Consider the following 25,084-nt stretch of genomic DNA (forward strand, 5'->3'; position numbering starts at 1 on the left):
CGTCCCCTTGGGCAAAAACTCATCCGCAAATTGTCGAAAAAATCGCCAAGGCGGGTTACGAGATCGGCAGCCACGGCCATAAGCATGTCAACTACAGCAGCCTGAGTGACGAAGAAATTCGCAATCAGATTCAAACCGCACATCAAATATTGACCGACGTCACCAAACAACCTCCCCATTTGCTGAGATTGCCCAACGGCGATTTTGACAAAAGGGTGCTGCGGATCGCAAACGACCTGAACTACACCGTAATCCAATGGGATACCGATTCGATGGATTGGATGAACAAAGGCGTCGATAATATCGTAAGCCGCGTTGTATCCAAAGCGCATCCCGGAGACATCGTTCTGCTTCATGCCAGCGATTCCGTGAAGCAAACCCATGAGGCTTTGCCGATCATCATCGATCAGCTGCGCGCCAAGGGCTATGAATTCGTATCGGTCAGCGATCTCCTCAAGCAATCGCAAGTCGACAACAAACCGCCGGTTGAAGATAAAACGATGAAGCAGCTTGAGGTAAAATAAAAAATTGTTCAAAAAAGAGCCTTAGACGGGCTCTTTTTTCGTTTGCAATACTTTGTGTAAAATGAGAATTTGCCATGCATTACAGGCGACCAGCGGGAACAGCATATATAACGTCGATGCAAAGTTGTCCAGTTTAAGCGCCGGAACGGCTTCCAGGATCGTTACGGTCGTCATGAAAAAAAACGTCGGTATGAACCCGTGTTTGTTGGTCAGCTTCACTTTCCAATACGCGGTTCCCCATGCCAGGGCCAAAAGGACGACCGGAAGAAGCAGATAACCCCAAATTCCTTTTTCCGACCCGAAGCTGTCGTACCGCAAGTAAGCCAAGTCAAATAAAGAAATCACGACAATAATGATCTGCAGCGTGTCCCACATCCATTTGTTTCTGATGATTCCCATCGCTATAAACCGCACGATTAAATAAGCAAAAAAACCCATTTGGCTCAAAACGCTTATGGTTGCGCCTCCGATAAGCATCCACATGGCGTTGTAGCCCATTGCGGATATGCCCATAAACGCAAATTCTTTATCGAATGCCTGAAGTAAGATGCCTATGAGTCCACCTGCCGCCGCTCCAATCAACAAAGTTGTCCAAAATAAATGAAACCATTTGCGCAAAGTCACGCGAATTAACCCCCTACGTCATTCCTGCCGGTTTATTCCGATTCTTAATTGTACCAACCTTCACAACAAAAAGCCAACAGCCTCTCTCATAAACCCCAAAGAACAGTAGATACTACATATATAATCAGGAAGGGAGTATGGATGAAATATGACTACGTGGGCGCGTTTATTTCCAGCCATTCTCGTCGTCCTTATTTTGAGTTCTTGCGGAAGCGAAAATGCCGGCGGTTCTCAGCAAGGCGGTGCAATGAGCTATAAAGAAACCAAATCGATGGTTCTGGATATTTTAAAAACGGAAGACGGCAAAAAGGCCATTGCAGATGCGGCGGCAACATCCAGCGGCATTGCTTCTACGGGCCAAAGCGGTCAAAGCGGCGGGCTGAAGGTTATGTCAGCGGGCGACATTCAGCAGCTGCAGCTTGCGGTCAAAGATATTTTGACCGATACCAATAATACGAAATTTCTTACGCAAATGATGCAGGATCCGAAGTTTGCCGGAGATTTCGCCAAAGCGATCCAGAAAGAAAACAAACAGCTGCAAAAAGACTTAATGAAAGACCCCGATTATCAAAAATCGATGGTCGATCTGATGAAGAGCCCGGAAGCGGAGCGCATATTTTTGGATACGATGAAAGGTCCGCAATACAGGCAGCAGATGATGTCCGTCATTCAGGAATCGATGCAAAGCCCTCTGTTCCGTACCGAAATGATCAATTTGATGAAAAAAGCGATCGAAGAGCAGCTGCGCTCGCAAAGCCAGCCGACCACTCAAGCCCAAGGCGGCGGTCAAGGTCAAGGGCAAGGTCAAGGGCAAGGTCAGGGGCAAAACCAAGGGCAAGGACAGGGTCAAGGGCAGGGGCAAGGCGGCGGCGATGGCGGCGATGGCAGTGATTCAAGCGACAGCGGCGGTGACAGCGACAATAAAAAAGATAAGAAAAAGCAATCTTAATGGAACCTGGAATCACGTAAACAAAAAGGACTGCAAGCCGTTTATCCGGCGAATGCAGTCCTTTTTTTCAATGCTTTGCGATAACGGCCCGAGCGAGTTCCATATACAGCTGCCCCGTTGGGGTTTCCGGTTTATACACGGACGGGGAATAGTCCGGCTCCGCAATATGATTGTCCGGAGCTCCAAGCGGGATTTGCGCCAGCAGATCGGTATGGAGCTCCTCCGCGAGCTTTGCTCCGCCTCCGCGGCCGAAAACGTAATCTCTTTCGCCGCATTTTCCGCACTCATAATAAGCCATGTTCTCGACAACGCCTAATATTTTATGATTGGTATGAACAGCCATGGCGCCCGCTCTCGCGGCGACGAATGCAGCTGTGGCATGCGGGGTGGTGACGATGATTTCTTCGCTTTGGGGAATCATCTGGTGCACGTCGAGCGCGACGTCGCCGGTTCCCGGAGGAAGGTCAAGCAGCATGTAATCGAGCTCGCCCCAGGTTACTTCGTTAAAGAAATTGCGAAGCATTTTGCCGAGCATCGGTCCCCGCCAAATAATCGGAGCGTTATCTTCGACAAAAAACCCCATGGACATCACTTTAACGCCAAATCGTTCGACAGGCAAAATACGCTGATCCGCCATTTGCGGCCGCTCTTCGATTCCCATCATATCGGGAACGCTGAAGCCGTAAATGTCCGCGTCGATAATACCTACGCGTTTTCCGAGCCGTGCAAGAGCGACGGCGAGGTTTACCGTTACCGTCGATTTGCCTACGCCTCCCTTGCCGCTGGCAACCGCTATAAACGTCACGCCATGCTGCGGATCAAGGATGTTGACCGCCTCGGATGCGGTTTGCGAGGCCTCCGCCTGCAGCTTCTTCGCAGCCTCCGTTCGTTCATATTCGGTCGCCGTCCGAAAGCGCAGATGGACCTCTTCGGCGCCGGCTTTGCGAAAAGCTTCTTTAACCGCCTCTTCCAGAGACTGCTTGTAAGCCTCGTCCTCTTTCGTCAAAAGCACCGTGGCGGATACGGATCTGTCCTTGATCATAATATCTCTAATGAACTGCAATGCCGTCAGACTAACATGATATTCAGCATCCTGAATATGTTCGGCTGCGGCCAGCAAGCTTTCTTTGTTCAGCACTGTTTTACACCTCGGCATCGGTTTTTTGGTACCAAGGTACATTATACCACATTTTTAATACGATCCTATCTTTTCCCCGGAGTAGTAGCGCAGGATGCCTTGATAAATGGATGCCGCCACTTTCTTCTGGTACATCGGATCGACGAGCTGCCTGGCTTCCTCCGGGTTGGAGAGGAAGCCCACCTCCACCAATGCGCTGGGGATTTTCAACGTTTTCAGCAGGAAAATCTCTCCGTCCACTCTCTTCGCCACCCGATCGGTATTTTCCAGGTTTCGTTTAATCTCTTCTTGGATGAGCGTTGCTAATACCGGGTTATCTTCATGATTCGGATAAAAAAAGGTTTGTGCCCCACGCCACTTGGACGACGGAATAGCGTTCATATGAATCGATATGAACAAGTCGGATTTTTTTTGCTGAATAAACTGGGCCCGCTTCATCAAATCTTCGGTTTTACGTTTGCTGTAGCCCTTTGTACCGGGATCGGCCAGGTCTTTATCCTCTTCCCGGGTCATAACCACAATGGCCCCGGCCTGCTGCAAATAATCGCGCAAATAAAGCGAAATCGCCAAGTTGATATCTTTTTCCTGAACGGTGCCGTCCTTTGTCTCCGCGCCGCCGTCCGGTCCTCCATGACCCGCATCGATGGCGATCGTTTTGCCTGAAAGCGGCATCGTCCAGTAGGTCCAGGTTTTTGTAGATGGCAATTCGTACGTAAATACAAAAACCATGAGTGCCACGAGCGCCGCCGACATCAGCAGTTTGAATCCGCTGTGTGCCGTCAGCCAGACGATGACTCGTTTTCTTCGCTTGAACATGAAAAAATCCACCTCACATCCCCATAGACTCTTTATCATCTTATGGGACGAGGTGGACAAATATACCTTTGTCTATATAGGAAAAGCCATTATTGCGGAGTAGCCTGGGCTTGCTCGCTCATGCCTTCGATCAGCACTTTCGCGACTTCCGGGCGGGAAAACTCCGGCGGCGGGCACTGGCCGTCACGCAGCAGAGCGCGAACTTTGGTGCCGGAAAGATGCAAATGATCGGCTTTATCGTGCGGGCATGTTTTGGTCGAAGCCATATTGCCGCACTTGGTGCAGAAGAAGCTGTGCTCGAAGAACAGCGGTTGGATGCCAAGCTCTTCTTTCGTGAAGTTGCTGAAAATTTCCTGCGCTTCGTATGTGCCGTAGTAGTCGCCTACGCCGGCGTGGTCACGACCGACGATGAAATGGGTGCAGCCGTAGTTTTTGCGAACCATCGCATGAAAAATCGCTTCGCGGGGACCTGCGTATCTCATCGCTGCGGGGAATACGCCCAGGAAGACGCGATCCTTCGGGTAGTAGTTCTCGAGCAGCACCAGGTAGCTTTTCATCCGTACGTCTGCAGAGATGTCGTCGGATTTCGTTTCTCCGACGAGCGGGTTCAGGAACAACGCGTCGACGATTTCCATAGCGCACTTTTGGATATACTCGTGAGCGCGATGGACCGGGTTTCTCGTTTGGAAACCAACGACAGTTTTCCATCCCTTTTCTGCAAAAATGCGGCGGGTTTCGGCCGGATCGAAATAGTAATCTTCGAATTTCTTCGGCTTCGGCCGGTTAAGTATTTGAACGGGACCTCCCACGTAAGTAGACGGACGGGAATACAGCTTTTGCACGCCGGGGTGTGCTTCGTCGGCGGTTTTGAAAACGTTGACCGCTTCGCGCTGCTGATCTACTTGATAGATGCTCTTTACATCGAGTGTTCCGTAAATGACGCCGTCTTCCTCTCCGACCAGCGCCACTTGCTGACCGACCTTAAGCTGGCTGGCAACGGCTTCTTCCACGGCGAGCGTGATCGGAATGCTCCATACGGTGCCATTTGCGAGTCTCATCCGCTCGACTACAGAGTTATAATCGGCTTCTTCCATAAACCCGGTTAGCGGCGAGAAAGCACCGACTCCGATCAGGTCAAGATCGGAAACCGTCCAGGAGTTAATTTTAATTTGGAAAAAAGTGCGGGCTTCCGCAAGCAGCTGATCCCGCTCAGCCCCTTGTACGATTCGGTTGATCAATGTTCCTCCATGCGGAGCGATAGTTTGCGACATCGAACGGCCCTCCTAAAGTTTTTTGCACCAGCCCAAGGCTGGCTTTACAAGCAATTATTTATGCAAACCGCACTCGGTTTTTTCAAAACCGGACCATCTTCCCGCTCTCGGATCTTCACCCGGCGCTACAGGGCGCGTGCAGTGCTCGCAGCCGATGCTCGGATAGTTTTGGTCATGCAGCGGATTATAAATGACTTCGTTATCGCGAATGTAGTTCCATACATCTTCGGAAGTCCAGCTGGCCAGCGGATTAAACTTCACCAAGCCGAATTTAACGTCGTATTCCACTTTTTTCGCATTTGCACGGGTCGGAGCCTGATCGCGGCGAATACCCGTGATCCACGCATCGTATTTGCCCAAAATCTCAGTCAACGGATCGACTTTACGGATACCGCAGCATTTGTTCGGATCGGATTTCCACAGTTCTTCCCCATGCTGCGCTGCTTGCTCTTCGAGCGTCAGCTTCGGCAGCACTTGGACAAATTTCAAACCGTAATGCTGTTCCAGACGGTCCCTGGTTTCATAGGTTTCTTTAAAATGCACGTTCGTATCCAGGTAGAAAATGTCCGTTTTCGGGCTGATTTTCTGCAGCATGTCGACGAGCACGACGTCTTCCGCTCCGAAGCTGCAAGCGAGCGTGATGCTCGGAAACTTCTCTACGGCCCACTTTAAAAGTGCTTCCGGGGACTGCGATTCAAATTCTTCCGCGGCTTTGTTAATCAAAGCTTCTTTTTCAAACAAATTCATTCTCATTAGCCTCCCTGCTCAATTCCGATTAATTCAATATGGATTAAAGTATTTTACACTACTATATAACGACTTGTGATGGGATGTCAACGTATTTCTAATTATTCATGGGCTCTCATCTATATTATTTTCCAACCCTTGATCTGGTGCGAAAAAAAGCAAAAAACCCTTCTGCATAAGCAGAAGGGCCGATGGATAAAGATACAATTAACGCTTGGAGAATTGAGGTGCGCGACGTGCGGCTTTCAAGCCGTATTTCTTCCGTTCCTTCATGCGAGGATCGCGCGTCAGGAAACCTGCTCTCTTCAGAGGACCGCGGAATTCCGGATCAGCTTTCAGAAGAGCGCGGGAAATGCCATGACGGATAGCACCCGCTTGGCCGGAAGTTCCGCCGCCGTTAGCGATAACGAGCACGTCGTACTTGCCGAGAGTTTCCGTCAGGTTCAAAGGCTGCTTCACGATCAGCTTCAGCGTCTCCAAACCGAAATAATCGTTGATGTCGCGTTTGTTGATAATAATTTTACCTTCGCCCGGTACAAGACGCACACGAGCTACGGAGTGCTTACGACGACCTGTTCCATAGTATTGAACTTGTGCCACAAAAAAGTCCTCCCTTTACCTTAACCGCGAAGTTCCCAAACTTCTGGTTTTTGTGCTTGATGCGGATGTTCGCTGCCCGCGTATACTTTCAGCTTCGTCTTCATGCTGTCGCCAAGACGGTTTTTCGGAAGCATGCCGTGAATAGCAAGCTCAAGTACGCGCTCAGGCTTGTTTTTGATCATATCTTGAGCGGACGTCACTTTCAAACCACCCGGATACAGGGAGTGACGGTAGTACATTTTGTTTTGCATCTTCTTGCCGGTCAGAACGATCTTCTCGGCATTGATGATGATTACGAAATCGCCGGTATCTACATGAGGCGTAAATTCAGGCTTATGCTTGCCACGGATGATGCTCGCCGCTTCGCTGGCAAGGCGTCCGAGCGTTTTGCCGTCAGCGTCGATAATGTACCATTTACGCTCAACTTCGTTTGGCTTCGCCATATATGTGGTACGCATGTTAATCCTCCTAAATATAACAACATTACTGTTGGTTCATAATCTGTTCGCAAGTCAACTTGATCTGGTGTTTCCCGACCGGGGCCGTGGGTTAGCCATCAAGAAACGCCAAGTAATATTTTACAACAAATCTGTTGCAATATCAAGAAAAAATATAGGCTATTCGGGATACAATACTTCCCACAACATCAGCCCGTGCGCCATGGCCGTCGGCCCCGCCATCTTGCGGTTTTGACTTTTTAAGATGGCTTCCATATCGCCCGGTTTTCGCTTTCCTTCGCCTATTTCAATCAGCGTACCCACGATAATTCTTACCATATTGTACAAAAATCCGTTGCCGGTAATCTCGATGTACAGCCGGGTGGAATTCGCCATAGCCTCGCACGGCTCTTCCCGGATGGCGGCGGCATAAATGGTCCGTACCTTTGAAAGCTTCTCGGTTCTCGCCGAGCAAAAAGAGGTAAAATCATGCTCGCCGAGCAAGTGCCTAAGCGCCTCTCTCATGGCTGAAACATCGAGCGGGCTGTAATGGTGATATTCCATATTCCGGCGGAACACATCTTTGTATTTTCCGTTCAAAATGGTGTAGCGGTACGTTTTTTGCAAAGCGGAACGTCTGGCGTGGAACTCCTCCGACACCTCGCGAGCATCCGTCACCTGGATATCATCCGGCAAACGCGAATTGATTGCCATGCACCAACGTTCGAGGGGAATTTGCGAAGCCGTATGAAAGTTCAACACTTGCCCCCGCGCATGTACACCCGCGTCCGTTCTGCCCGACGCCGTGATGGGGATCCTCTCTCCCGTGAGCATGTGCAAGGCTGCTTCGATGTGATCCTGAATGGTATTGCCGCCTGGCTGTGTCTGAAAGCCGTTATACGCCGTACCGTCATAGCTGACAGTCATGCAAATGTTTCGCACGGTATCCACTCCGTTTATCCCACGTACGGAAGTTCAATCACACAAAAAAAGGGCTTCATCAGAATCAGCAGATTCTGTCCACCCTTTCCTATCCTCATCTTATGCGCGGTCTACAAGTTCCAAATATACCATAGGCGCTGCGTCTCCGCGGCGCGGTCCCAGCTTCAGGATTCTGGTATAGCCGCCCGGGCGCTCTGCGTAACGTGGAGCGATCTCGGAGAACAGCTTTTGGATGGCGTCTCTTCCTTCTTGCGCTTCTTCGCGGCGTACGAAAGCAGCCACTTGACGGCGGGCATGAAGGTCTCCGCGTTTAGCCAAAGTGATGAGCTTTTCTGCGATCGAACGAAGCTCTTTCGCCTTAGCTTCGGTTGTTTGAATGCGTTCGTGTATGAACAAGTCGGTTACGAGGTCACGGAACAATGCTTTCCGCGCGCTCGAGTCACGACCCAATTTCTGGTATGCCATGAACGTGTACCTCCTTCGGTTAAATTAAAACTTGAAGCTTACTCTTCCATACGGAGGCCTAAGCCCAGCTCTTCTAGCTTCTCCTGAACCTCTTCAAGCGATTTGCGTCCGAGGTTGCGGACTTTCATCATATCTTCTTCGGTCTTCGTTATCAGCTCTTGCACGGTGTTAATTCCCGCACGCTTCAAGCAGTTGTAGGAACGGACGGAAAGATCGAGCTCTTCGATGGTCATCTCGAGCACTTTTTCCTTCTTGTCCTCTTCCTTCTCCACCATAATCTCCGCATCTTTCGCTTCGTCGGTAAGCCCTACGAACAGCATCAGATGCTCGGTTAAAATTTTAGCGCCCAGGCTTACAGCTTCTTCCGGTCGAATGCTTCCATCGGTCCAGACTTCGAGGGTTAGCTTATCATAGTTGGTGACTTGACCGACACGGGTATTCTCGACGCTGTAATTGACACGAGTGATCGGAGTGTAGATAGAATCGATTGGAATTACGCCGATGGGCTGATCCTCTTTTTTGTTTTTATCCGCAGAAACATATCCACGGCCGCGGCTCGCATGAATTCTCATATGCAGCCGGGCATCAGAGGACAGTGTCGCAATGTGCAGATCCGGATTCAGGATCTCCACGTCGCTGTCGCCGCGAATATCGCCGGCAACGACTTTCCCTTCACCCTCAGCGTCGATCTCCAGCACTTTCTCTTCGTCGGAGTGAATCTTGAGCGACAGTGCTTTCAGATTAAGGATAATTTCCGTAACGTCTTCGAGCACGCCAGGCACGGTAGAAAACTCATGCAGTACGCCGTCGATTTGCACGGACGTCACCGCTGCTCCAGGCAAAGAAGACAGCAGGATTCTACGCAAAGAGTTTCCGAGCGTCGTTCCGTAACCTCTTTCGAGCGGTTCTACAACGAATTTTCCGTAGCTGCCGTCCTCGCTGACCGATACGGTTTCTATTTTCGGCTTTTCGATTTCTATCATAAGACTTAACCCTCCTCAAAACGTCGTTTCCCTCTGGATTACGAACACATAAAAATTGTAGTATGCCTATCCTTCAACATCATTATTCACGATTTTAGGATATTTATACCACAGACGTGTCTACCGATTAGACACGACGACGTTTTGGCGGACGGCAACCATTATGCGGAATCGGAGTGACGTCTTTAATGAGGTTGACTTCAAGTCCGGCTGCCTGCAAGGAACGGATAGCCGCCTCACGGCCTGCGCCAGGTCCTTTAACCATAACCTCAACGGCTTTCATGCCGTGTTCCATAGCGGCCTTAGCTGCGGATTCCGCTGCCATTTGCGCGGCGAACGGAGTGCTTTTGCGGGAACCTTTGAAGCCGAGGTTGCCTGCGCTGGCCCAGGAAATTGCGTTACCGTGAGGATCTGTGATGGTAACGATCGTATTGTTAAACGTGGAGCGGATATGAGCCACTCCGGAGTCAATGTTTTTCCGGTCACGACGTTTCGTACGAACGACTTTTTTCGCTTTTGCCATTGTGTTCGATTAGCCTCCTTTGCTATTATTTCTTCTTGTTCGCTACAGTCCGGCGAGGACCTTTACGCGTACGGGCGTTAGTTTTGGTACGTTGTCCGCGAACCGGCAGGCCACGACGATGACGAACGCCACGGTAGCAACCGATCTCGATCAAACGTTTGATGTTCAGGGCGATTTCACGACGCAGGTCGCCTTCGACCTTCAGAGTCTTGTCGATGACGTCGCGGATACGGCTGACTTCATCCTCAGTCAGATCGCGTACACGAGTGTCCGGGTTGATTCCGGTTTGTGCGACAATCTTCTGGGCGGTTGTGTTTCCGATACCGAAAATGTAAGTGAGCGCGATCACGACGCGCTTGTCACGGGGTAAGTCTACACCAGCAATACGTGCCATTATTACAGCACCTCCTTAACCTTGTTTTTGTTTATGCTTCGGATTTTCACAAATGACCATTACGTTCCCTTTGCGACGAATGACTTTGCATTTTTCGCAAATCGGCTTGACCGACGGTCTTACCTTCATGGTGATTACCTCCTAAAAGCTTGCTTCAGCAAGCTGTCTTCGTAAGGATTAGCTGAGTTTGCGAAGCAGACTGGCTTCGTAAGGATTAACTTAGTTACTTCCACGTTCCATTTATTTAAAACGATAGGTTATACGGCCTCTGGTCAAATCATAAGGCGAGAGCTCCACCGTCACCTTATCCCCCGGAAGGATGCGGATAAAGTGCATTCTGATTTTCCCGGATACGTGAGCAAGTATCTTATGACCGTTCTCCAGTTCCACCTTAAACATAGCATTCGGAAGAGGTTCAATCACTGTACCTTCAACTTCAATTACATCTTCTTTGGCCACAGTCATTCTCCTTTCTCTTGTGCTTCAGATTCAAGCTCCTGGGTAAACTTGTTGATAGCATAACGCAGCTTCCCATTGGTCACACGACCGCTTTCCAGTAAGCTGTTTACAACCTCGCTGCTGATGACCGGCTGCAGCTCGAGATGCAGAATATTTTTCTTCTTGGGCTGGTCAAATTTGCGTTTATCGCCATCGGCTAGCGATACGAATCTCGCGTCGACTATGCTGATCACAATCGCATATTTACCCTGATCCCTGCCCCGAAGCACCTTCACGATTTGCCCTAATTGCGGACCTGCTATATCCCCCACAATGATCACCTACGAATCAGACTTGGTCAAGATCTCGTAACCGTCCTGCGTAATGGCGATAGTGTGCTCAAAGTGCGCGCACCACGATCCGTCTACGGTAACCACGGTCCAATTATCTTCCAGCGTCTTGACATATCTTTCCCCGATGTTGACCATGGGCTCAATCGCAAGAACCATTCCCGGCTTCAGCCGCGGGCCTCTGCCCGGCATACCGTAGTTCGGGATTTGCGGTTCTTCGTGCAGCTCGGTTCCGATTCCGTGCCCGACGTATTCGCGAACGACGGAAAATCCTTCATCTTCGATGCATCGTTGTATCGCATGAGAGATCGTAAAGAGTCGCGCATCCGGACCCGCCTCGTCCAGCCCCCGGTATAGGGACCGTTCCGTCACTTCGAGCAGCTTTTGAGCTTTCTCCGAAATGTTCCCTACGCCATAGGTCCAAGCGGAATCCCCGTGATAGCCTTGAAACTTCGCACCGATGTCGATGCTGATGATGTCGCCCTCATTCAGCTTTCTCTGGCCCGGTATGCCGTGTACCAATTCTTCGTTGACTGAAGCACAGATGCTGGCAGGAAAACCGTTGTAGCCTTTAAAAGATGGGAATGCGCCTTGACTGCGAATGTAATCTTCCGCGATTTGATCGAGTTCCTTCGTTGTGATGCCGGGCTGAATCGCCTTTGACAAAAGCTTGTGCGTACCCGCTACGATCCGACCGGCTTCTCTCATCAGGTCGAGCTCAGCTTCGGACTTGCATATGATCATTTACGCTTGACCTCGCAATAGTGAACTGATTTCTGCGGTAACCGTATCAATATCCTGCTCACCGTTAACCTGACGCAAAATTTTCTTTTTGTCGTAATATTCTAACAGGGGTGCCGTTTTGCTGGTGTACTCGTCAAGCCGAGTACCCACTTTTTCTTCCGTATCATCCGAACGCTGATAGAGCTCGCCGGAGCATTTGTCGCACACATTTTCTTTTGCCGGCGGGTTAAACAGCACATGATACGTGGCCCCGCAAGATTTACAAATTCTGCGACCCGTTAGCCGTGCCAGCAGCAAGTTGCGATCCACCACAAGATTGATCACATGATCAATCCCTTTTCCCATCGAATTCAGTATGTCATCCAGCGCTTCCGCTTGTGAAATGGTTCTTGGAAAACCGTCAAGGAGAAAACCTTTGTTGCAATCCGGCTGCTGCAGTCTTTCCCGCACGATGCCGATAGTGATTTCATCCGGTACGAGCAAGCCTTGATCGACATATTTCTTAGCTTCGATACCCAAAGGGGTTTCTTGCTTCATAGCGGCGCGAAATGCGTCGCCGGTCGAAATATGAGGGATTTGAAATTCACTCACAACCCGTTCGGCCTGAGTTCCTTTACCTGCCCCAGGAGGCCCCATAAAAATGATGTTCATCGTTAGACATCCTCCCCCAACGTATCCGACGATACGAACAGCACAATAGGTGCCGATAGTTCGCTAAAACGAGCCATCAGTACCTATTTGCTATTTGTTAATGAAGCCTTTGTAATGACGTTTGATGAGCTGGCTTTCGATTTGCTTCATCGTTTCCAGACCTACGCCGATTACGATCAGCAAAGACGTCCCCCCGATCCGAACCGAGTTCGGAAGTCCTGCAAGGCTCGCGAAGAGCATCGGCAAGATCGAGATCGCCGCGAGGAACAATGCACCCGAAAGCGTGATGCGCGTCATAACGCGGGTCAAGTAAACGGAGGTCGGCTTGCCTGGGCGAATGCCCGGGATGTAGCCGCCGTTCTTTTTCATTTGGTCCGCCATTTGCACCGGGTTGATCTGAACGAACGTGTAGAAATACGTAAATCCGATAATCAGCAGCACATACAATGTCATGCCGATCGGATGCGTGTAGTTCAAGTTGGTGATGATCCAATCCGCTACCGCATTGCCTCTCCAGAAGCTGGCGAGCGTCGGAGGAAACACAAGAAGCGAAAGGGCGAAAATGACCGGAATAACGCCTGCAGCATTTACCTTAAGCGGGATATGCGTCGATTGTCCTCCGTACATTTTGTTGCCGACCACTCTTTTGGCATATTGCACCGGAATTTTCCGTACGCCTTGCTGTACGAAAATAACACCGGCAATAAGCGCAATAATGACCACCAGAATGATGACCACTTTAACGATGTTCAGGAACAGCGCGCCACCAGCTTGTGCAAACAGAGTCTGGTAAATCTGGTGCATTCCCGTAGGAATTGCGGCGATAATGCCCGCAAAGATGATAATCGAAATACCATTTCCGATCCCGTTCTCGGTAATTTGTTCCCCTAACCACATCAGAAATGAGGTACCTGCCGTCAGCACGATCGCTATCAAAGCATATGTCGCGAAACTCGGATTTACAACCAGGCCTGTATAGATCCGGTTAAATCCGATTGCCAAGCCGAACGCTTGGATAATACCAAGCACAATGGTTCCGTACCGGGTAAATTGAGCGAGTTTCCTGCGCCCGACTTCGCCTTCTTTGGCCCACTGCGTAAATTTCGGGATGACGTCCATCGAGAGCAGCTGCACGATGATAGATGCCGTGATGTAAGGCATGATCCCCATGGCGAAAATGGAAAATTGGAACAACGCGCCGCCGGAAAAAGTATTCAGGAGGCCGAATACGTCGTTCGCATTCGCCTGGTCCTGAAACTTCAAGATATCCGTATTAATGTTGGGTACCGGAATAAAGGCACCCACACGATAGACGATCAAGACAAGCAGCGTAAATACGATCCGCCTTCTTAAATCGTCTACTTTAAAGATGTTGGATATGGTATTAAACATTAAATCACCTCGGTTTTACCGCCGGCAGCTTGGATTTTTTCTACAGCAGATTGGGAGAACTTGTTTGCTTTCACTGTCAGCTGAACGGACAAATCACCATTGCCCAGGATCTTGATGCCGTCTTTCGGATTTTTTACGAGGCCCGATTCAAGCAGAAGCTCCGGAGTGACTTCCGTACCTGCAGCAAACTTGTTCAAATCGCTCAGATTGACAATCGCATATTCCGTAGCAAAACGAGCATTGTTGAAGCCGCGTTTCGGCAAACGACGATAAAGCGGGTTTTGGCCGCCCTCAAATCCCGGACGTACACCGCCGCCGGAACGAGCATTTTGACCTTTATGACCGCGGGTTGCCGTTTTACCCATACCGCTACCGGTACCGCGACCTACGCGCTTACGGGTTTTACGGGAACCTGGAGCAGAAGAAAGTTCATGTAATTTCATCGTTGCACCTCCTCTAAAACTTATTGTATATCAAACTTAAGCTTCGACTTCTTTCACTTCGATCAAATGGTTCACTTGATTCAACATGCCGCGGATCGCTGCATTGTCGGCATGAACGACCGATTGATGAAGCTTACGCAATCCAAGAGCTGCCACCGTTTTGCGTTGTGCTTCCGGGCGACCAATAAGGCTGCGCTTGAGTGTAACTTGCAATTGCTTAGCCATGGTATCCCTCCTAACCTAACAATTCTTCAACGGTTTTACCGCGAAGCTTGGCAACATCTTCGGCTTTCTTCAAGCGGGAAAGTCCTTCGAGCGTTGCATTTACCATATTGATGGAGTTGGAAGAACCGAGCGATTTTGTCAAAATGTCGCCTACTCCAGCCAGCTCAAGTACCGCACGAACCGGACCGCCGGCAATCACACCGGTACCTTTCGAAGCCGGCTTGAGCAGCACTTCGCCTGCACCGAAATGACCAACAACCAAATGAGGAATCGTCGTTCCAACCAGCGGTACATGGATCAGGTTTTTCTTCGCATCTTCGATGCCTTTACGGATCGCGTCCGGTACCTCGGATGCTTTGCCGATCCCTGCGCCAACCCAGCCGTTACCGTCTCCGACGACGACAAGCGCGCTGAAGCTGAAGCGGCGTCCGCCCTTAACTACTTTAGCGACGCGGTTAATATGAACAACTTTTTCAGTCAGCTCTAAAGTATTCGGATCTATACGCAAGTCACTTTACCTCCTTATTCTCATTTTTTGATTAAAATTCGAGTCCTGCTTCACGTGCTGCGTCGGCCAAAGCCTGCACACGACCATGGTACAAGTATCCGCCGCGGTCAAAAACCACCTGCGTCACACCTTGCTGCTTGGCGCGCTGTGCGATCAGTTCGCCGACTTTACGAGCAGCTTCTACGTTGCCGCCGTTGCCGATGCCTTCTCTAAGCTCTTTATCTTGAGTCGAAGCCGCTGCGAGCGTTACGCCTTTCACGTCGTCGATCAATTGAGCGTACATGTGCTTGGAGGAGCGGAAAATATTGAGGCGTGGACGCTCAGCCGTACCTTGAATTTTTTTACGTACACGAAGATGTCTCTTCAGACGCGCTTTATTCTTATCACCTTTGGTAATCATCCGGTGTTCACTCCTTTCGTCTTCGCTTAAGCCATGCGCGTTAAGTTACGCGGCATTACTTCTTCTTGCCTGCTTTACCTTCTTTACGCAGAATACGTTCGCCTTCGTATTTGATCCCTTTGCCTTTGTACGGCTCAGGCTCACGAACGGAACGAATCTTTGCTGCAGTAGCGCCAACGAGTTCCTTGTCGATCCCTTTAACGATGATTTTCGTGTTGGACGGAACGTCGAATTCGATGCCGTTTTCCGGAGTAATTTCAACCGGATGGGAGTAACCTACGTTCAGTACGAGCTTGTTGCCGCTCTTGTTGGCACGATAACCAACACCTACAAGCTCAAGGCTTTTCTCATAACCGGCCGTTACGCCAGTTACCATGTTCGCAACCACGCTGCGAGTCGTTCCGTGCAGCGAACGGTGAGTCTTGTGATCGGACGGACGTTCAACGGTGATCTCGTTTTCGCCTACCGTCACTTTCATGTCTTTATGCAATTCACGGCTAAGCGTTCCTTTAGGACCTTTTACCGTAATCAATGTATTGTCAAGAGTTACATTAACTCCGCTGGGAACTGCAATTGCTTTACGACCAATACGGGACATGCTGTACACCTCCATTCATGTGAAAACTTTATTACCAAACGTAGCAGATAACTTCTCCGCCGGACTTCGCTTGACGTGCTTCTTTGTCAGTCATCACGCCTTGGGAAGTGGAGATAATCGCGATACCTAAACCTCCGAGCACGCGAGGAACTTCTTGGCTTTTCGCATAGACGCGCAATCCCGGTTTGCTGATTCTCTTCAGGCCGGTGATGACACGCTCATTGTTAGGGCCGTATTTCAAGAACAAACGGATAATCCCTTGTTTGTTGTCTTCTACATATTCTGCGTCGCGGATGAAACCTTCTTTTTTCAAAATTTCTGCGATCTGTCTTTTGATCTTGGATGCAGGAATTTCTACAGTTTCATGACGAACGACATTGGCGTTACGGATACGCGTAAGCATATCTGCAATTGGATCGGACATAACCATGGAACAAACCTCCTTCCCGAAAAATGGGTAATTACCAGCTTGCTTTTTTAACGCCAGGAATCTGGCCTTTGTATGCTAATTCACGGAAACAAATTCTGCAAATTTTGAATTTACGCAATACGGAATGCGGACGACCGCAACGCTCGCAACGAGTATAAGCTTGCACCTTAAACTTCGGAGCGCGCTGTTGCTTGATTTTCATCGATGTTTTTGCCACGCGAGTTTACACCTCCTGGCTCCATTATTTCGCAAACGGCATGCCCAGCTGGGTCAGCAATTCGCGGGATTCTTCATCGGACTTGGCGGTAGTTACGATAACGATGTCCATACCGCGGGTTTTGTCCACTTTATCGTATTCGATCTCCGGGAAGATCAGCTGTTCTTTAAGTCCAAGCGTATAGTTGCCGCGGCCGTCGAAAGCCTTTGTCGAAACACCGCGGAAGTCACGTACACGAGGGAGCGCAACGTTGAACAATTTGTCGAGGAAGTGGTACATACGCTCGCCGCGCAGTGTCACTTTCACGCCGATCGGCATGTTCTCACGAAGCTTGAAACCGGCGATGGATTTCTTCGCACGGGTTACCACCGGCTTTTGACCAGCGATAATTTGCAGATCCGCAACAGCGGAATCCAGAACTTTGGAGTTCGATACGGCTTCACCAACACCCATGTTGATGACAACTTTCTCGATTTTCGGAACTTGCATTACCGAAGAATAGTTAAACTTCTGCATTAAGGCAGGAGTGATTTCATTCAGAAAACGATCTTTCAATCTTGCTGCCATGATACATGTACCTCCTTTCCTACATTTTCACGATTAATCGATTACTTCACCGGATTTTTTCGCGACGCGAACTTTCTTTCCGTTCTCAAGCACTTTGTAACCTACGCGGGTCGGCTTGCCGCTCTTCGGGTCGATCAGCATCACATTGGATACATGAATCGGCGCCTCCTGATTGATGATGCCGCCCTGCGGGTTTTGCTGGGAAGGCTTTGCATGTTTCTTCACCATGTTGATGCCTTCGACAAGCACGCGGTTTTCACGAGGGAAGCAGGCGATAACGCGGCCTTTCTTACCTTTGTCCTTGCCGGTGATCACGAATACGGTGTCGTCTTTTTTCACATGCAATTTATTGTTATGGGATTCCAATTTCTTTCCTTGTTTAGGCATTTTGTTTTACACCTCTTTTCGTAAGAGAACTGGCAACAGGTCCTGTTAGATAACTTCCGGAGCAAGGGAGACGATTTTCATAAAGTCTCTGTCGCGGAGTTCGCGGGCAACAGGTCCGAAAATACGAGTGCCGCGCGGGCTCTTGTCTTCCTTAACGATAACCGCTGCGTTTTCGTCGAAGCTGATATAAGATCCGTCCTTACGGCGTACGCCGCGCTTCGTGCGAACCACAACCGCTTTTACTACGTCGCCTTTTTTGACAACGCCACCTGGTGTTGCTTCTTTGACGGAGCAGATGATCAAATCACCGATGTTAGCCGTACGGCGTCCCGTACCACCCAATACGCGGATGCACATAAGCTGCTTCGCGCCGGAGTTGTCGGCCACCACCAAACGTGTAAATGTTTGAATCACGGGAAGTCCCTCCTTTCGAAGATTACATTCGAAGCATTACATTAAACGATAACCGCTTTTTCAACCACTTCAACCAGTCTCCAGCGCTTGTCTTTCGACAACGGACGGGTTTCCATGATTTTTACCGTATCGCCGATTTTCGCTTCGTTATTTTCGTCATGAGCTTTAAATTTCTTCGTATACTTGATTCTCTTGTGGTAAAGGTCGTGCTTTTTGTACGTTTCGACAGCAACAACGATGGTTTTGTCCATTTTGTCGCTGACGACTTTACCTACTTGAGTTTTGCGTTCGTTACGTTCCACGCTCATTCGTAGCTCCTCCTTTCGTTTTCATTAGCTGATGATTCCAAGTTCTCTTTCACGCAATACCGTTTTTGCACGGGCGATGTCCTTGCGTACTTTTTGAATTTGAGTTGGATTGTCTAATTGACCAGTAGCCAGTTGAAAACGGAGGTTAAAGAGCTGTTCTTTGTATCCGGCAATTTTTTGTTCAATTTCAGCAGTGGTTAAGTTGCGAATATCACTAGCCTTCATTTACTTCACCGCCCACTTCTTCTCTTTTCACGAACTTCGTTTTGATCGGAAGCTTGTGAGAAGCAAGACGCATCGCTTCGCGAGCGATCTCCTCACTGACGCCAGCCAATTCAAACAAAATTTTACCCGGTTTTACAACAGCAACCCACTTTTCGACGTTACCTTTACCGCTACCCATACGAACTTCAAGCGGCTTTTGTGTAATCGGCTTGGATGGGAAAATTTTAATCCATACTTTACCGCCACGCTTGATGTAACGGGTCATCGCAATACGAGCAGCCTCGATTTGACGGTTCGTTACCCAAGCTGGCTCGAGCGCTTGCAGGCCGTATTCGCCGAAATGCACTTCAGCGCCGCCTTTGGCGTTGCCTCTCATTTTACCGCGATGCTCTTTGCGGTGTTTTACACGTTTTGGTACCAACATGATTAGTTGCCTCCTTCCGTAGCAGCCTTTTTCTTAGCCGTAGGAAGAACCTCACCGCGATAAATCCATACCTTCACGCCGATTCGACCGTAAGTAGTATGCGCCTCGGCAGTACCATAGTCGATGTCCGCACGCAGCGTGTGAAGAGGTACGGTGCCTTCGCTGTAACCTTCGGAACGGGCAATTTCTGCTCCACCCAAACGTCCGCTTACCGCAGTTTTGATTCCTTTGGCTCCGGATCTCATTGTTCTTTGGATCGCTTGCTTCATCGCACGGCGGAAAGAAACGCGGCGCTCCAATTGTTGAGCAATGCTTTCTGCAACCAGGATTGCATCCAGCTCCGGATTTTTAATTTCGGTGATGTTGATATGCACCTTCTTGCCTTTGGTCAAGGTGGAGAGGTAAGCGCGAATCACTTCTACCTCAGAGCCGCCTTTACCGATAACCATACCCGGCTTCGCGGTATGGATCGTTACGTTCACGCGGTTGGCCGCGCGCTCGATTTCAATATGAGAAACAGCGGAATCCTTCAGCTTTTGCTTCAAGTATTCACGGATTTTCACGTCTTCCAGCAGCAGGCTGCCGAATTCCTTGTCGTTAGCGTACCATTTCGATTCCCAATCGCGGATAATGCCTACCCTAAGGCCTACCGGATTTACTTTTTGACCCACACGTTTTCCCTCCTTATTTTTCGGATACCACGATCGTAATGTGGCTGGTGCGTTTGTTGATGCGGCTTGCGCGACCCATAGCGCGCGGACGGAACCGCTTCAGAGTCGGACCTTGGTTCGCATAAGCTTGCGAAACCACCAGGTTTTCCGGATTCAGGTTATGGTTATGCTCGGCATTCGCAATCGCCGAGTTCAGCACTTTTTCAATCACCGGAGACGCCGCTTTCGGAGTGTGGCGAAGAATCGCAATAGCTTCGCCCACTTGCTTGCCGCGGATCAAATCGACCACAAGCTGGGCTTTCCGGGGAGCGATGCGCACATATCTTGCAATAGCTTTCGCTTCCATGGATGAACCTCCTCTCACTTGCATGAATTAACGTAGCAAGCGATTAGCGCTTGCCTGTTTTCTTATCGTCGTCCGTATGTCCTTTGTACGTACGGGTTGGTGCAAACTCGCCGAGCTTATGCCCGACCATATCTTCTGTTACGTAAACCGGCACATGCTTTCTGCCATCGTATACGGCAAACGTATGTCCGATGAATTGCGGGAATATCGTAGAACGGCGGGACCATGTTTTAATGACTTGCTTTTTGTTAGTGGAGTTCAAATCCTCCACCTTCTTCAGCAGGTATCCGTCAATAAAAGGACCTTTTTTCAAACTGCGACCCATAGGAAATCCTCCCTTCCCTCACTTAAGCACAAATATTACTTCGTGCGGCGACGAACAATGTATTTATCAGAAGCTTTGCCTTTTTTGCGGGTTTTATAACCAAGCGTAGGCTTGCCCCATGGAGACATCGGAGATTTGCGTCCGATCGGAGCGCGGCCTTCACCACCACCGTGCGGGTGATCGTTCGGGTTCATGACGACACCGCGAACTTCAGGTCTCTTGCCAAGCCAACGGGAACGGCCGGCTTTACCGATGTTCACAAGCTCGTGATCTTCGTTGCCTACGGAACCGATGGTTGCGCGGCACACTTTAAGAATTTTTCTTACTTCGCCCGAAGAAAGACGAACCGTTACATAGTCATCTTCTTTACCGAGCAATTGAGCTTCCGTACCGGCTGCGCGAACCAATTGGCCGCCTTTGCCCGGCTTCAGCTCGATGTTGTGGATCACGGTACCAACCGGGATATTTTCCATAGGCAGCGAGTTGCCCACTTTAATATCGGAGTCCGGACCGGAAGTGATCGTATCGCCGACTTTCAAACCTTTAGGAGCGATGATGTAACGCTTCTCCCCATCGAGGTAATGAATCAGAGCGATGTTTGCCGAACGGTTCGGATCGTATTCGATCGTAGCAACGCGTCCGGGTATTCCGTCTTTATTCCGCTTGAAATCGATAATGCGGTATTTGCGCTTGTGGCCACCGCCATGATGACGCACAGTGATTTTGCCTTGGTTGTTGCGTCCGGCTTTTTTGAACAGCGGCGCAAGCAATGATTTCTCCGGCTGGCTGGCCGTAATTTCTTCAAATGTAGAAACCGTCATTTGGCGTCTAGCCGGGGACGTTGGTTTATACTTTTTAATTGGCACGCGGATTCCCTCCTTACTTTACAAATTGTTGTTATACCGACTCAAAGAACTCCAGTTCTTTGCTTTCTGGGCTCAAGGACACGATCGCTTTCTTCCATTCGGAAGTATAGCCGGAGTAACGGCCATAGCGCTTCGGCTTTGCGGGCATTCTCATTGTGTTCACGTCAGTGACTTTCACTTTGAAAATTTGCTCGATCGCCTGCTTGATTTCCGTTTTGTTAGCGCGAAGATCGACTTCGAAAACATACTTCTTTAGACCCATCAAGTCACTTGTTTTTTCCGTAATAATCGGGCGCTTGATAATATCGCGTGGATTTTTCATTACGCAAGCACCTCCCCAACTTTTTCGGCAGCTTCCTTCGTAATGATCAGCTTGTCATAAGCCATTACGTCGAGAACGCTGATACCGTCAGCCGCTACGAATTTCACACCAGGGATGTTACGAGCGGACAGAGCGACATTTTCGTTGTAATCCGATGTAACCACCAAAGCTTTGCGATCTACTTTGAGGTTTTTCAAAATAGCTGCAAACTCTTTTGTTTTCGGAGCAGCCAATTGAAGCTGATCCAATACGATCAATTCATTGTCGATGACTTTCGAAGACAATGCGGATTTGATCGCCAAACGACGAACTTTTTTCGGCAATTTATACGCATAGCTGCGCGGTGTCGGACCAAATACCGTGCCGCCGCCTTTCCATTGAGGCGCACGAATGGAACCTTGACGCGCACGACCCGTACCTTTTTGTTTCCAAGGCTTACGGCCACCGCCGCGCACTTCGGAACGACCTTTTACTTTGTGAGTACCCAATCTGAGAGAAGCGCGCTGCATGAGAACAGCTTCGTTCAACACGTGAACGTGCGGCTCGATTCCAAACACAGCCTCGTTCAATTCCACTTCGCCCACCTGAGCGCCACTAACGTTGTATACTGCTACTTTAGGCATCAGAACATCCTCCTTTCTTCTCTATTACAGAGTTTTTACGGAGCTTTTTACGCTCACATAGCTATTTTTAGGACCTGGAACGGATCCTTTCACTAAAAGCACATTGCGCTCTGCATCGACACGTACGATTTCGAGCTTTTGAATCGTTACCGTTTCATGACCCATATGGCCCGGCAGCAGTTTGCCTTTGAATACGCGGTTAGCCGCGATCGAACCCATGGAACCAGGACCGCGATGATAACGGGAACCGTGAGACATCGGACCTCTGGATTGGTTGTTTCTTCTAATAATACCGGTAAATCCTTTACCCTTGGATGTACCCGTTACGTCAACAAATTCGCCTTCCGCAAAAATGTCGGCCTTGATTTCCTGGCCAACTTCGAATTCGCCGGCAGCGCCGCGAATTTCTTTAATGTAGCGCTTAGGTGTTGCGCCGGCTTTTTTTGCATGACCGGTTTCCGGCTTGTTGGCGTTCTTTTCTTTCTTATCGTCAAAACCCAATTGGATCGCTTCATAGCCGTCATTTTCCGAATCTTTCTTTTGCAAAACGACGCAAGGACCCGCTTGAATTACCGTTACCGGAACGACGTTGCCGTCAGCGGTAAACACTTGAGTCATCCCAAGCTTTTTCCCTAAGATACCTTTCATTGTTGACACCTCTTTTCCCTTCTTGCTAAATGCTTAGCTATTATTCGAATGAACGTTTTCTATAGAACTACTATTAAAGCTTGATTTCGATATCTACGCCGGACGGCAGGTCCAAACGCATCAGAGCGTCGACGGTTTGAGGCGTCGGATTCACGATATCGATCAAGCGCTTATGTGTGCGCATTTCGAACTGCTCTCTGGAATCCTTGTATTTGTGAACCGCGCGCAGGATCGTAATGATTTGCTTCTCAGTCGGAAGCGGGATCGGACCGGATACACCAGCACCGGAACGCTTGGCAGTGTCCACAATTTTCTCAGCGGATTGATCCAGAATTCTGTGATCGTAAGCCTTCAAACGAATACGAATTTTTTGCTTTGCCATGTAATTCCCTCCTTCTATCGCCCAATTTTTTAATCGGACATACTCCGTGAAAATCTCCTGACTCCTGGCCCATGGCAAAGGGGCCGGGTGTGTCAGCAACCTCTCACATCATCGCAACGTCACAGACCAACGTTCACTATTGTACTAAATCTGCCTATGAAAAGCAAGCAAAATATTATACAAATTTAAAAGCACCCCCTAAATCCCCCTCTAGGGGGACCCCAGGCGCTCGGGCGCCCTGGACCCGCCTGGTTTGAGGGTTTGCTCACTTCTTGTTCGCGTTTGTCCGGCATGGATTTGTTGCTTCCAGCTAACAAATCCGCTGCCGGACACGCTGTACTTTTAGCGCGATGCCTAGGGAGTGACTTCGTGCCTCTTACCCGCGTTTGACCGTATGGATGTTTCGCTTCGCTCTACACCTATACGGCCACGCTTTACTTCCCATGAATCAGATACTTTCCTGTATTCACACATTTTACTTCGCGTAAACTCGATGCTTTCTCAAATAATAAAGAAAAACCCTCCTGCAGTTGCCTGAGGGAGGGTTGTTTCTTCTATATAGATATTACTTTTGGATTGTAGCAACGGCGCCGGCGCCTACTGTACGGCCGCCTTCGCGGATAGCGAAGCGAGTGCCTTCCTCGATAGCGATCGGGGAGATCAGCTCAACCGTTACAGTGATGTTGTCGCCAGGCATAACCATTTCAGTACCTTCCGGCAGGTTGATGATACCTGTTACGTCAGTCGTACGGAAGTAGAACTGAGGACGGTAGCCAGTGAAGAAAGGCTTGTGACGGCCACCTTCTTCTTTAGTCAGGACGTAGATTTGAGCAGTGAACTGAGTGTGCGGCTTAACGGAACCCGTTTTAGCCAAAACTTGTCCGCGCTCGATTTCTTTACGGTCAACACCGCGGAGAAGAGCACCGATGTTGTCGCCGGCTTGAGCGGAGTCAAGCAGCTTGCGGAACATCTCAACGCCAGTTACGACGGTTTTCTTAGTTTCTTCAGCAAGACCTACGATTTCAACCTCGTCGCCGACTTTAACCGTACCACGCTCAACGCGGCCTGTAGCAACGGTACCACGACCAGTGATCGTGAACACGTCCTCAACCGGCATCAAGAAAGGCTTGTCAGTGTCGCGCTCCGGAGTCGGGATGTAGGAATCGATGTGCTCGAAGAGCTCAACGATTTTGTCAGCCCAAGGACCATCCGGGTTTTGCAGAGCTTCACGAGCTGCACCGCGAACGATCGGAGTGTCGTCGCCCGGGAATTCGTACTCGTTGAGCAGGTCGCGAACTTCCATTTCAACCAGTTCGAGGAGCTCTTCGTCTTCAACCATGTCGCATTTGTTCAAGAATACGACGATGTAAGGTACGCCTACCTGACGGGACAGCAGGATGTGCTCGCGAGTTTGCGGCATTGGGCCGTCAGCTGCGGATACAACCAGGATAGCGCCGTCCATTTGAGCTGCGCCGGTGATCATGTTTTTAACATAGTCGGCGTGGCCAGGGCAGTCAACGTGTGCGTAGTGACGGTTAGGAGTTTCGTATTCAACGTGCGCAGTGGAGATTGTGATACCGCGCTCGCGCTCTTCCGGTGCTTTGTCGATTTGGTCGAAAGCTACAGCGGCACCGCCGTATTTTTTCGCCAAAACTGTAGTGATTGCCGCAGTCAAAGTTGTTTTACCATGGTCGACGTGACCGATAGTACCGATATTAACGTGCGGCTTATTGCGTTCAAATTTCGCTTTTGCCATTGAAATGATTC

The 25,084-nt window shown here is 49.6% G+C and carries 42 protein-coding genes (1 of these 42 running past the window's edge); 2 read left to right on the forward strand and 40 right to left on the reverse strand.

The features are described 5' to 3' along the window. Window positions 1-524 carry the 3' portion of a polysaccharide deacetylase family sporulation protein PdaB gene (pdaB, locus tag MYS68_RS28185; RefSeq protein WP_248928997.1) on the forward strand. It extends 268 nt beyond the left edge of the window, so the window shows 524 of its 792 coding nt (coding positions 269-792); its start codon lies off the left edge, out of view; the stop codon is at window positions 522-524. A gap of 21 nt (window positions 525-545) precedes the next feature. Here the strand turns inward: pdaB and MYS68_RS28190 are convergent, their stop codons facing one another. Next, on the reverse strand, window positions 546-1,148 hold the full coding sequence (locus tag MYS68_RS28190; RefSeq protein WP_248928998.1) for a KinB-signaling pathway activation protein: 603 nt from the start codon (window positions 1,146-1,148) through the stop codon (window positions 546-548). 148 nt (window positions 1,149-1,296) lie between these two features. Between MYS68_RS28190 and gerD the strand changes: the two genes are divergently transcribed. Then, window positions 1,297-2,097 carry a spore germination lipoprotein GerD gene (gene gerD / locus MYS68_RS28195; RefSeq protein ID WP_248928999.1) on the forward strand — a complete coding sequence of 267 codons (801 nt, stop codon included), beginning with the start codon at window positions 1,297-1,299 and terminating at the stop codon, window positions 2,095-2,097. A 67-nt stretch (window positions 2,098-2,164) separates the two neighbouring features. Here the strand turns inward: gerD and MYS68_RS28200 are convergent, their stop codons facing one another. The 39 genes from MYS68_RS28200 to tuf all read right to left on the reverse strand — a co-directional run bounded on the left by MYS68_RS28200 (window position 2,165) and on the right by tuf (window position 25,073). After that, window positions 2,165-3,235, reverse strand: a complete 1,071-nt coding sequence (locus MYS68_RS28200) for an Mrp/NBP35 family ATP-binding protein (RefSeq protein ID WP_248929000.1) — start codon at window positions 3,233-3,235, stop codon at window positions 2,165-2,167. A 54-nt stretch (window positions 3,236-3,289) separates the two neighbouring features. Further along, on the reverse strand, window positions 3,290-4,051 hold the full coding sequence (cwlD, locus tag MYS68_RS28205) for an N-acetylmuramoyl-L-alanine amidase CwlD (RefSeq protein ID WP_248929001.1): 762 nt from the start codon (window positions 4,049-4,051) through the stop codon (window positions 3,290-3,292). An 89-nt stretch (window positions 4,052-4,140) separates the two neighbouring features. Further along, window positions 4,141-5,322 carry a sulfate adenylyltransferase gene (gene sat / locus MYS68_RS28210; protein ID WP_248929002.1) on the reverse strand — a complete coding sequence of 394 codons (1,182 nt, stop codon included), beginning with the start codon at window positions 5,320-5,322 and terminating at the stop codon, window positions 4,141-4,143. Between the two features lie 54 nt (window positions 5,323-5,376). After that, window positions 5,377-6,069, reverse strand: coding sequence for a phosphoadenylyl-sulfate reductase (locus MYS68_RS28215; RefSeq protein ID WP_248929003.1), 693 nt, complete (start codon window positions 6,067-6,069; stop codon window positions 5,377-5,379). Between the two features lie 207 nt (window positions 6,070-6,276). Continuing rightward, window positions 6,277-6,669, reverse strand: coding sequence for a 30S ribosomal protein S9 (gene rpsI / locus MYS68_RS28220; protein ID WP_248929004.1), 393 nt, complete (start codon window positions 6,667-6,669; stop codon window positions 6,277-6,279). A gap of 20 nt (window positions 6,670-6,689) precedes the next feature. After that, window positions 6,690-7,127, reverse strand: coding sequence for a 50S ribosomal protein L13 (rplM, locus tag MYS68_RS28225; RefSeq protein ID WP_248929005.1), 438 nt, complete (start codon window positions 7,125-7,127; stop codon window positions 6,690-6,692). A 159-nt stretch (window positions 7,128-7,286) separates the two neighbouring features. Then, window positions 7,287-8,048: a tRNA pseudouridine(38-40) synthase TruA gene (gene truA / locus MYS68_RS28230; RefSeq protein ID WP_248931037.1), complete on the reverse strand. Its 762-nt coding sequence runs from the start codon at window positions 8,046-8,048 to the stop codon at window positions 7,287-7,289. 99 nt (window positions 8,049-8,147) lie between these two features. After that, a complete protein-coding gene (gene rplQ / locus MYS68_RS28235; protein ID WP_248929006.1) occupies window positions 8,148-8,513 on the reverse strand; it encodes a 50S ribosomal protein L17 in 366 nt (121 codons plus the stop codon). Window positions 8,514-8,551: 38 nt separating this feature from the next. Continuing rightward, window positions 8,552-9,496 carry a DNA-directed RNA polymerase subunit alpha gene (locus MYS68_RS28240; RefSeq protein WP_248929007.1) on the reverse strand — a complete coding sequence of 315 codons (945 nt, stop codon included), beginning with the start codon at window positions 9,494-9,496 and terminating at the stop codon, window positions 8,552-8,554. Window positions 9,497-9,623: 127 nt separating this feature from the next. Next, window positions 9,624-10,019: a 30S ribosomal protein S11 gene (gene rpsK / locus MYS68_RS28245; protein WP_248929008.1), complete on the reverse strand. Its 396-nt coding sequence runs from the start codon at window positions 10,017-10,019 to the stop codon at window positions 9,624-9,626. A 25-nt stretch (window positions 10,020-10,044) separates the two neighbouring features. Further along, window positions 10,045-10,413 (reverse strand): 30S ribosomal protein S13, encoded by a 369-nt coding sequence (gene rpsM / locus MYS68_RS28250; RefSeq protein WP_248929009.1) that lies wholly within the window; start codon window positions 10,411-10,413, stop codon window positions 10,045-10,047. Window positions 10,414-10,428: 15 nt separating this feature from the next. Further along, window positions 10,429-10,542 (reverse strand): 50S ribosomal protein L36, encoded by a 114-nt coding sequence (gene rpmJ, locus MYS68_RS28255; RefSeq protein ID WP_003333770.1) that lies wholly within the window; start codon window positions 10,540-10,542, stop codon window positions 10,429-10,431. Between the two features lie 111 nt (window positions 10,543-10,653). Continuing rightward, a complete protein-coding gene (gene infA, locus MYS68_RS28260) occupies window positions 10,654-10,872 on the reverse strand; it encodes a translation initiation factor IF-1 (RefSeq protein WP_009676800.1) in 219 nt (72 codons plus the stop codon). A gap of 2 nt (window positions 10,873-10,874) precedes the next feature. Further along, the gene (locus MYS68_RS28265; protein WP_248929010.1) at window positions 10,875-11,183 is read right to left on the reverse strand and encodes a KOW domain-containing RNA-binding protein; all 309 of its coding nucleotides are present in this window, start codon (window positions 11,181-11,183) and stop codon (window positions 10,875-10,877) included. 9 nt (window positions 11,184-11,192) lie between these two features. Continuing rightward, complete coding sequence (map, locus tag MYS68_RS28270) at window positions 11,193-11,945, reverse strand: type I methionyl aminopeptidase (RefSeq protein ID WP_248929011.1); 753 nt, start codon at window positions 11,943-11,945, stop codon at window positions 11,193-11,195. Then, window positions 11,946-12,596 carry an adenylate kinase gene (locus MYS68_RS28275; RefSeq protein ID WP_248929012.1) on the reverse strand — a complete coding sequence of 217 codons (651 nt, stop codon included), beginning with the start codon at window positions 12,594-12,596 and terminating at the stop codon, window positions 11,946-11,948. 90 nt (window positions 12,597-12,686) lie between these two features. Beyond that, window positions 12,687-13,988, reverse strand: coding sequence for a preprotein translocase subunit SecY (gene secY, locus MYS68_RS28280; RefSeq protein ID WP_248929013.1), 1,302 nt, complete (start codon window positions 13,986-13,988; stop codon window positions 12,687-12,689). Further along, window positions 13,988-14,431, reverse strand: coding sequence for a 50S ribosomal protein L15 (gene rplO / locus MYS68_RS28285; RefSeq protein ID WP_248929014.1), 444 nt, complete (start codon window positions 14,429-14,431; stop codon window positions 13,988-13,990). Before rplO ends, secY begins: the two co-directional genes overlap by 1 nt. A gap of 36 nt (window positions 14,432-14,467) precedes the next feature. Beyond that, entirely contained in the window at window positions 14,468-14,656 is a 189-nt protein-coding gene (gene rpmD / locus MYS68_RS28290; RefSeq protein WP_248929015.1) for a 50S ribosomal protein L30, read from the reverse strand. Window positions 14,657-14,666: 10 nt separating this feature from the next. Next, entirely contained in the window at window positions 14,667-15,164 is a 498-nt protein-coding gene (gene rpsE, locus MYS68_RS28295; protein WP_248929016.1) for a 30S ribosomal protein S5, read from the reverse strand. A 31-nt stretch (window positions 15,165-15,195) separates the two neighbouring features. After that, complete coding sequence (rplR, locus tag MYS68_RS28300; protein WP_248929017.1) at window positions 15,196-15,564, reverse strand: 50S ribosomal protein L18; 369 nt, start codon at window positions 15,562-15,564, stop codon at window positions 15,196-15,198. Window positions 15,565-15,619: 55 nt separating this feature from the next. After that, entirely contained in the window at window positions 15,620-16,162 is a 543-nt protein-coding gene (gene rplF / locus MYS68_RS28305; protein WP_248929018.1) for a 50S ribosomal protein L6, read from the reverse strand. Between the two features lie 31 nt (window positions 16,163-16,193). Further along, a complete protein-coding gene (gene rpsH / locus MYS68_RS28310; protein ID WP_248929019.1) occupies window positions 16,194-16,592 on the reverse strand; it encodes a 30S ribosomal protein S8 in 399 nt (132 codons plus the stop codon). A 31-nt stretch (window positions 16,593-16,623) separates the two neighbouring features. After that, window positions 16,624-16,809, reverse strand: a complete 186-nt coding sequence (locus tag MYS68_RS28315) for a type Z 30S ribosomal protein S14 (RefSeq protein WP_113022649.1) — start codon at window positions 16,807-16,809, stop codon at window positions 16,624-16,626. A 24-nt stretch (window positions 16,810-16,833) separates the two neighbouring features. Continuing rightward, entirely contained in the window at window positions 16,834-17,376 is a 543-nt protein-coding gene (gene rplE, locus MYS68_RS28320; RefSeq protein WP_248929020.1) for a 50S ribosomal protein L5, read from the reverse strand. Window positions 17,377-17,409: 33 nt separating this feature from the next. Further along, entirely contained in the window at window positions 17,410-17,763 is a 354-nt protein-coding gene (rplX, locus tag MYS68_RS28325) for a 50S ribosomal protein L24 (RefSeq protein WP_248929021.1), read from the reverse strand. 45 nt (window positions 17,764-17,808) lie between these two features. Further along, on the reverse strand, window positions 17,809-18,177 hold the full coding sequence (gene rplN / locus MYS68_RS28330) for a 50S ribosomal protein L14 (RefSeq protein WP_131018540.1): 369 nt from the start codon (window positions 18,175-18,177) through the stop codon (window positions 17,809-17,811). Between the two features lie 41 nt (window positions 18,178-18,218). Beyond that, complete coding sequence (gene rpsQ / locus MYS68_RS28335) at window positions 18,219-18,485, reverse strand: 30S ribosomal protein S17 (RefSeq protein WP_248929022.1); 267 nt, start codon at window positions 18,483-18,485, stop codon at window positions 18,219-18,221. 24 nt (window positions 18,486-18,509) lie between these two features. Further along, window positions 18,510-18,710, reverse strand: coding sequence for a 50S ribosomal protein L29 (gene rpmC, locus MYS68_RS28340; protein ID WP_248929023.1), 201 nt, complete (start codon window positions 18,708-18,710; stop codon window positions 18,510-18,512). Next, on the reverse strand, window positions 18,700-19,134 hold the full coding sequence (gene rplP / locus MYS68_RS28345) for a 50S ribosomal protein L16 (protein ID WP_248929024.1): 435 nt from the start codon (window positions 19,132-19,134) through the stop codon (window positions 18,700-18,702). Before rplP ends, rpmC begins: the two co-directional genes overlap by 11 nt. Window positions 19,135-19,136: 2 nt before the next feature. Beyond that, a complete protein-coding gene (gene rpsC, locus MYS68_RS28350) occupies window positions 19,137-19,805 on the reverse strand; it encodes a 30S ribosomal protein S3 (RefSeq protein WP_248929025.1) in 669 nt (222 codons plus the stop codon). Window positions 19,806-19,818: 13 nt separating this feature from the next. After that, the gene (gene rplV, locus MYS68_RS28355) at window positions 19,819-20,151 is read right to left on the reverse strand and encodes a 50S ribosomal protein L22 (RefSeq protein WP_248929026.1); all 333 of its coding nucleotides are present in this window, start codon (window positions 20,149-20,151) and stop codon (window positions 19,819-19,821) included. 43 nt (window positions 20,152-20,194) lie between these two features. Then, a complete protein-coding gene (gene rpsS, locus MYS68_RS28360) occupies window positions 20,195-20,476 on the reverse strand; it encodes a 30S ribosomal protein S19 (RefSeq protein WP_248929027.1) in 282 nt (93 codons plus the stop codon). A 35-nt stretch (window positions 20,477-20,511) separates the two neighbouring features. After that, window positions 20,512-21,342 carry a 50S ribosomal protein L2 gene (gene rplB, locus MYS68_RS28365; protein WP_248929028.1) on the reverse strand — a complete coding sequence of 277 codons (831 nt, stop codon included), beginning with the start codon at window positions 21,340-21,342 and terminating at the stop codon, window positions 20,512-20,514. A 31-nt stretch (window positions 21,343-21,373) separates the two neighbouring features. Beyond that, entirely contained in the window at window positions 21,374-21,664 is a 291-nt protein-coding gene (gene rplW, locus MYS68_RS28370) for a 50S ribosomal protein L23 (RefSeq protein WP_248929029.1), read from the reverse strand. Further along, entirely contained in the window at window positions 21,664-22,287 is a 624-nt protein-coding gene (gene rplD, locus MYS68_RS28375; RefSeq protein ID WP_248929030.1) for a 50S ribosomal protein L4, read from the reverse strand. The genes rplW and rplD overlap by 1 nt, the downstream gene beginning before the upstream one ends. 24 nt (window positions 22,288-22,311) lie before the next feature. Continuing rightward, window positions 22,312-22,935 carry a 50S ribosomal protein L3 gene (gene rplC / locus MYS68_RS28380; protein ID WP_248929031.1) on the reverse strand — a complete coding sequence of 208 codons (624 nt, stop codon included), beginning with the start codon at window positions 22,933-22,935 and terminating at the stop codon, window positions 22,312-22,314. A 73-nt stretch (window positions 22,936-23,008) separates the two neighbouring features. Continuing rightward, entirely contained in the window at window positions 23,009-23,317 is a 309-nt protein-coding gene (rpsJ, locus tag MYS68_RS28385; protein WP_062410373.1) for a 30S ribosomal protein S10, read from the reverse strand. Window positions 23,318-23,882: 565 nt separating this feature from the next. Next, window positions 23,883-25,073, reverse strand: a complete 1,191-nt coding sequence (gene tuf / locus MYS68_RS28390) for an elongation factor Tu (RefSeq protein ID WP_248929032.1) — start codon at window positions 25,071-25,073, stop codon at window positions 23,883-23,885. Window positions 25,074-25,084: the final 11 nt, after the last annotated feature.

It is taken from the genome of Paenibacillus hamazuiensis, assembly GCF_023276405.1.
In the GTDB taxonomy this organism is placed as follows: domain Bacteria; phylum Bacillota; class Bacilli; order Paenibacillales; family NBRC-103111; genus Paenibacillus_AF; species Paenibacillus_AF hamazuiensis.

Bases quoted from the DNA above. Each gene is read 5' to 3' on its own strand.
- gerD (WP_248928999.1), top strand. From the start codon at position 1,297: ATGACTACGTGGGCGCGTTTATTTCCAGCCATTCTCGTCGTCCTTATT.
- cwlD (WP_248929001.1), bottom strand. From the start codon at position 4,051: ATGTTCAAGCGAAGAAAACGAGTCATCGTCTGGCTGACGGCACACAGC.
- sat (WP_248929002.1), bottom strand. From the start codon at position 5,322: ATGTCGCAAACTATCGCTCCGCATGGAGGAACATTGATCAACCGAATC.
- MYS68_RS28215 (WP_248929003.1), bottom strand. From the start codon at position 6,069: ATGAATTTGTTTGAAAAAGAAGCTTTGATTAACAAAGCCGCGGAAGAA.
- rplM (WP_248929005.1), bottom strand. From the start codon at position 7,127: ATGCGTACCACATATATGGCGAAGCCAAACGAAGTTGAGCGTAAATGG.
- rplQ (WP_248929006.1), bottom strand. From the start codon at position 8,513: ATGGCATACCAGAAATTGGGTCGTGACTCGAGCGCGCGGAAAGCATTG.
- MYS68_RS28240 (WP_248929007.1), bottom strand. From the start codon at position 9,496: ATGATAGAAATCGAAAAGCCGAAAATAGAAACCGTATCGGTCAGCGAG.
- rpsK (WP_248929008.1), bottom strand. From the start codon at position 10,019: ATGGCAAAAGCGAAAAAAGTCGTTCGTACGAAACGTCGTGACCGGAAA.
- rpsM (WP_248929009.1), bottom strand. From the start codon at position 10,413: ATGGCACGTATTGCTGGTGTAGACTTACCCCGTGACAAGCGCGTCGTG.
- rpmJ (WP_003333770.1), bottom strand. From the start codon at position 10,542: ATGAAGGTAAGACCGTCGGTCAAGCCGATTTGCGAAAAATGCAAAGTC.
- map (WP_248929011.1), bottom strand. From the start codon at position 11,945: ATGATCATATGCAAGTCCGAAGCTGAGCTCGACCTGATGAGAGAAGCC.
- MYS68_RS28275 (WP_248929012.1), bottom strand. From the start codon at position 12,596: ATGAACATCATTTTTATGGGGCCTCCTGGGGCAGGTAAAGGAACTCAG.
- secY (WP_248929013.1), bottom strand. From the start codon at position 13,988: ATGTTTAATACCATATCCAACATCTTTAAAGTAGACGATTTAAGAAGG.
- rplO (WP_248929014.1), bottom strand. From the start codon at position 14,431: ATGAAATTACATGAACTTTCTTCTGCTCCAGGTTCCCGTAAAACCCGT.
- rpmD (WP_248929015.1), bottom strand. From the start codon at position 14,656: ATGGCTAAGCAATTGCAAGTTACACTCAAGCGCAGCCTTATTGGTCGC.
- rplR (WP_248929017.1), bottom strand. From the start codon at position 15,564: ATGATTACCAAAGGTGATAAGAATAAAGCGCGTCTGAAGAGACATCTT.
- rplF (WP_248929018.1), bottom strand. From the start codon at position 16,162: ATGTCCCGTATTGGTCGTAAAGCAATTGCAGTTCCCAGCGGAGTTAAT.
- rpsH (WP_248929019.1), bottom strand. From the start codon at position 16,592: ATGGTTATGTCCGATCCAATTGCAGATATGCTTACGCGTATCCGTAAC.
- rplE (WP_248929020.1), bottom strand. From the start codon at position 17,376: ATGGCAGCAAGATTGAAAGATCGTTTTCTGAATGAAATCACTCCTGCC.
- rplX (WP_248929021.1), bottom strand. From the start codon at position 17,763: ATGCCTAAACAAGGAAAGAAATTGGAATCCCATAACAATAAATTGCAT.
- rpsQ (WP_248929022.1), bottom strand. From the start codon at position 18,485: ATGAGCGTGGAACGTAACGAACGCAAAACTCAAGTAGGTAAAGTCGTC.
- rpmC (WP_248929023.1), bottom strand. From the start codon at position 18,710: ATGAAGGCTAGTGATATTCGCAACTTAACCACTGCTGAAATTGAACAA.
- rplP (WP_248929024.1), bottom strand. From the start codon at position 19,134: ATGTTGGTACCAAAACGTGTAAAACACCGCAAAGAGCATCGCGGTAAA.
- rplV (WP_248929026.1), bottom strand. From the start codon at position 20,151: ATGGAAGCGAAAGCTATTGCAAGATATGTGCGCATCGCTCCCCGGAAA.
- rpsS (WP_248929027.1), bottom strand. From the start codon at position 20,476: ATGGGTCGCAGTTTGAAAAAAGGTCCTTTTATTGACGGATACCTGCTG.
- rplW (WP_248929029.1), bottom strand. From the start codon at position 21,664: ATGAAAAATCCACGCGATATTATCAAGCGCCCGATTATTACGGAAAAA.
- rplD (WP_248929030.1), bottom strand. From the start codon at position 22,287: ATGCCTAAAGTAGCAGTATACAACGTTAGTGGCGCTCAGGTGGGCGAA.
- rplC (WP_248929031.1), bottom strand. From the start codon at position 22,935: ATGAAAGGTATCTTAGGGAAAAAGCTTGGGATGACTCAAGTGTTTACC.
- rpsJ (WP_062410373.1), bottom strand. From the start codon at position 23,317: ATGGCAAAGCAAAAAATTCGTATTCGTTTGAAGGCTTACGATCACAGA.
- tuf (WP_248929032.1), bottom strand. From the start codon at position 25,073: ATGGCAAAAGCGAAATTTGAACGCAATAAGCCGCACGTTAATATCGGT.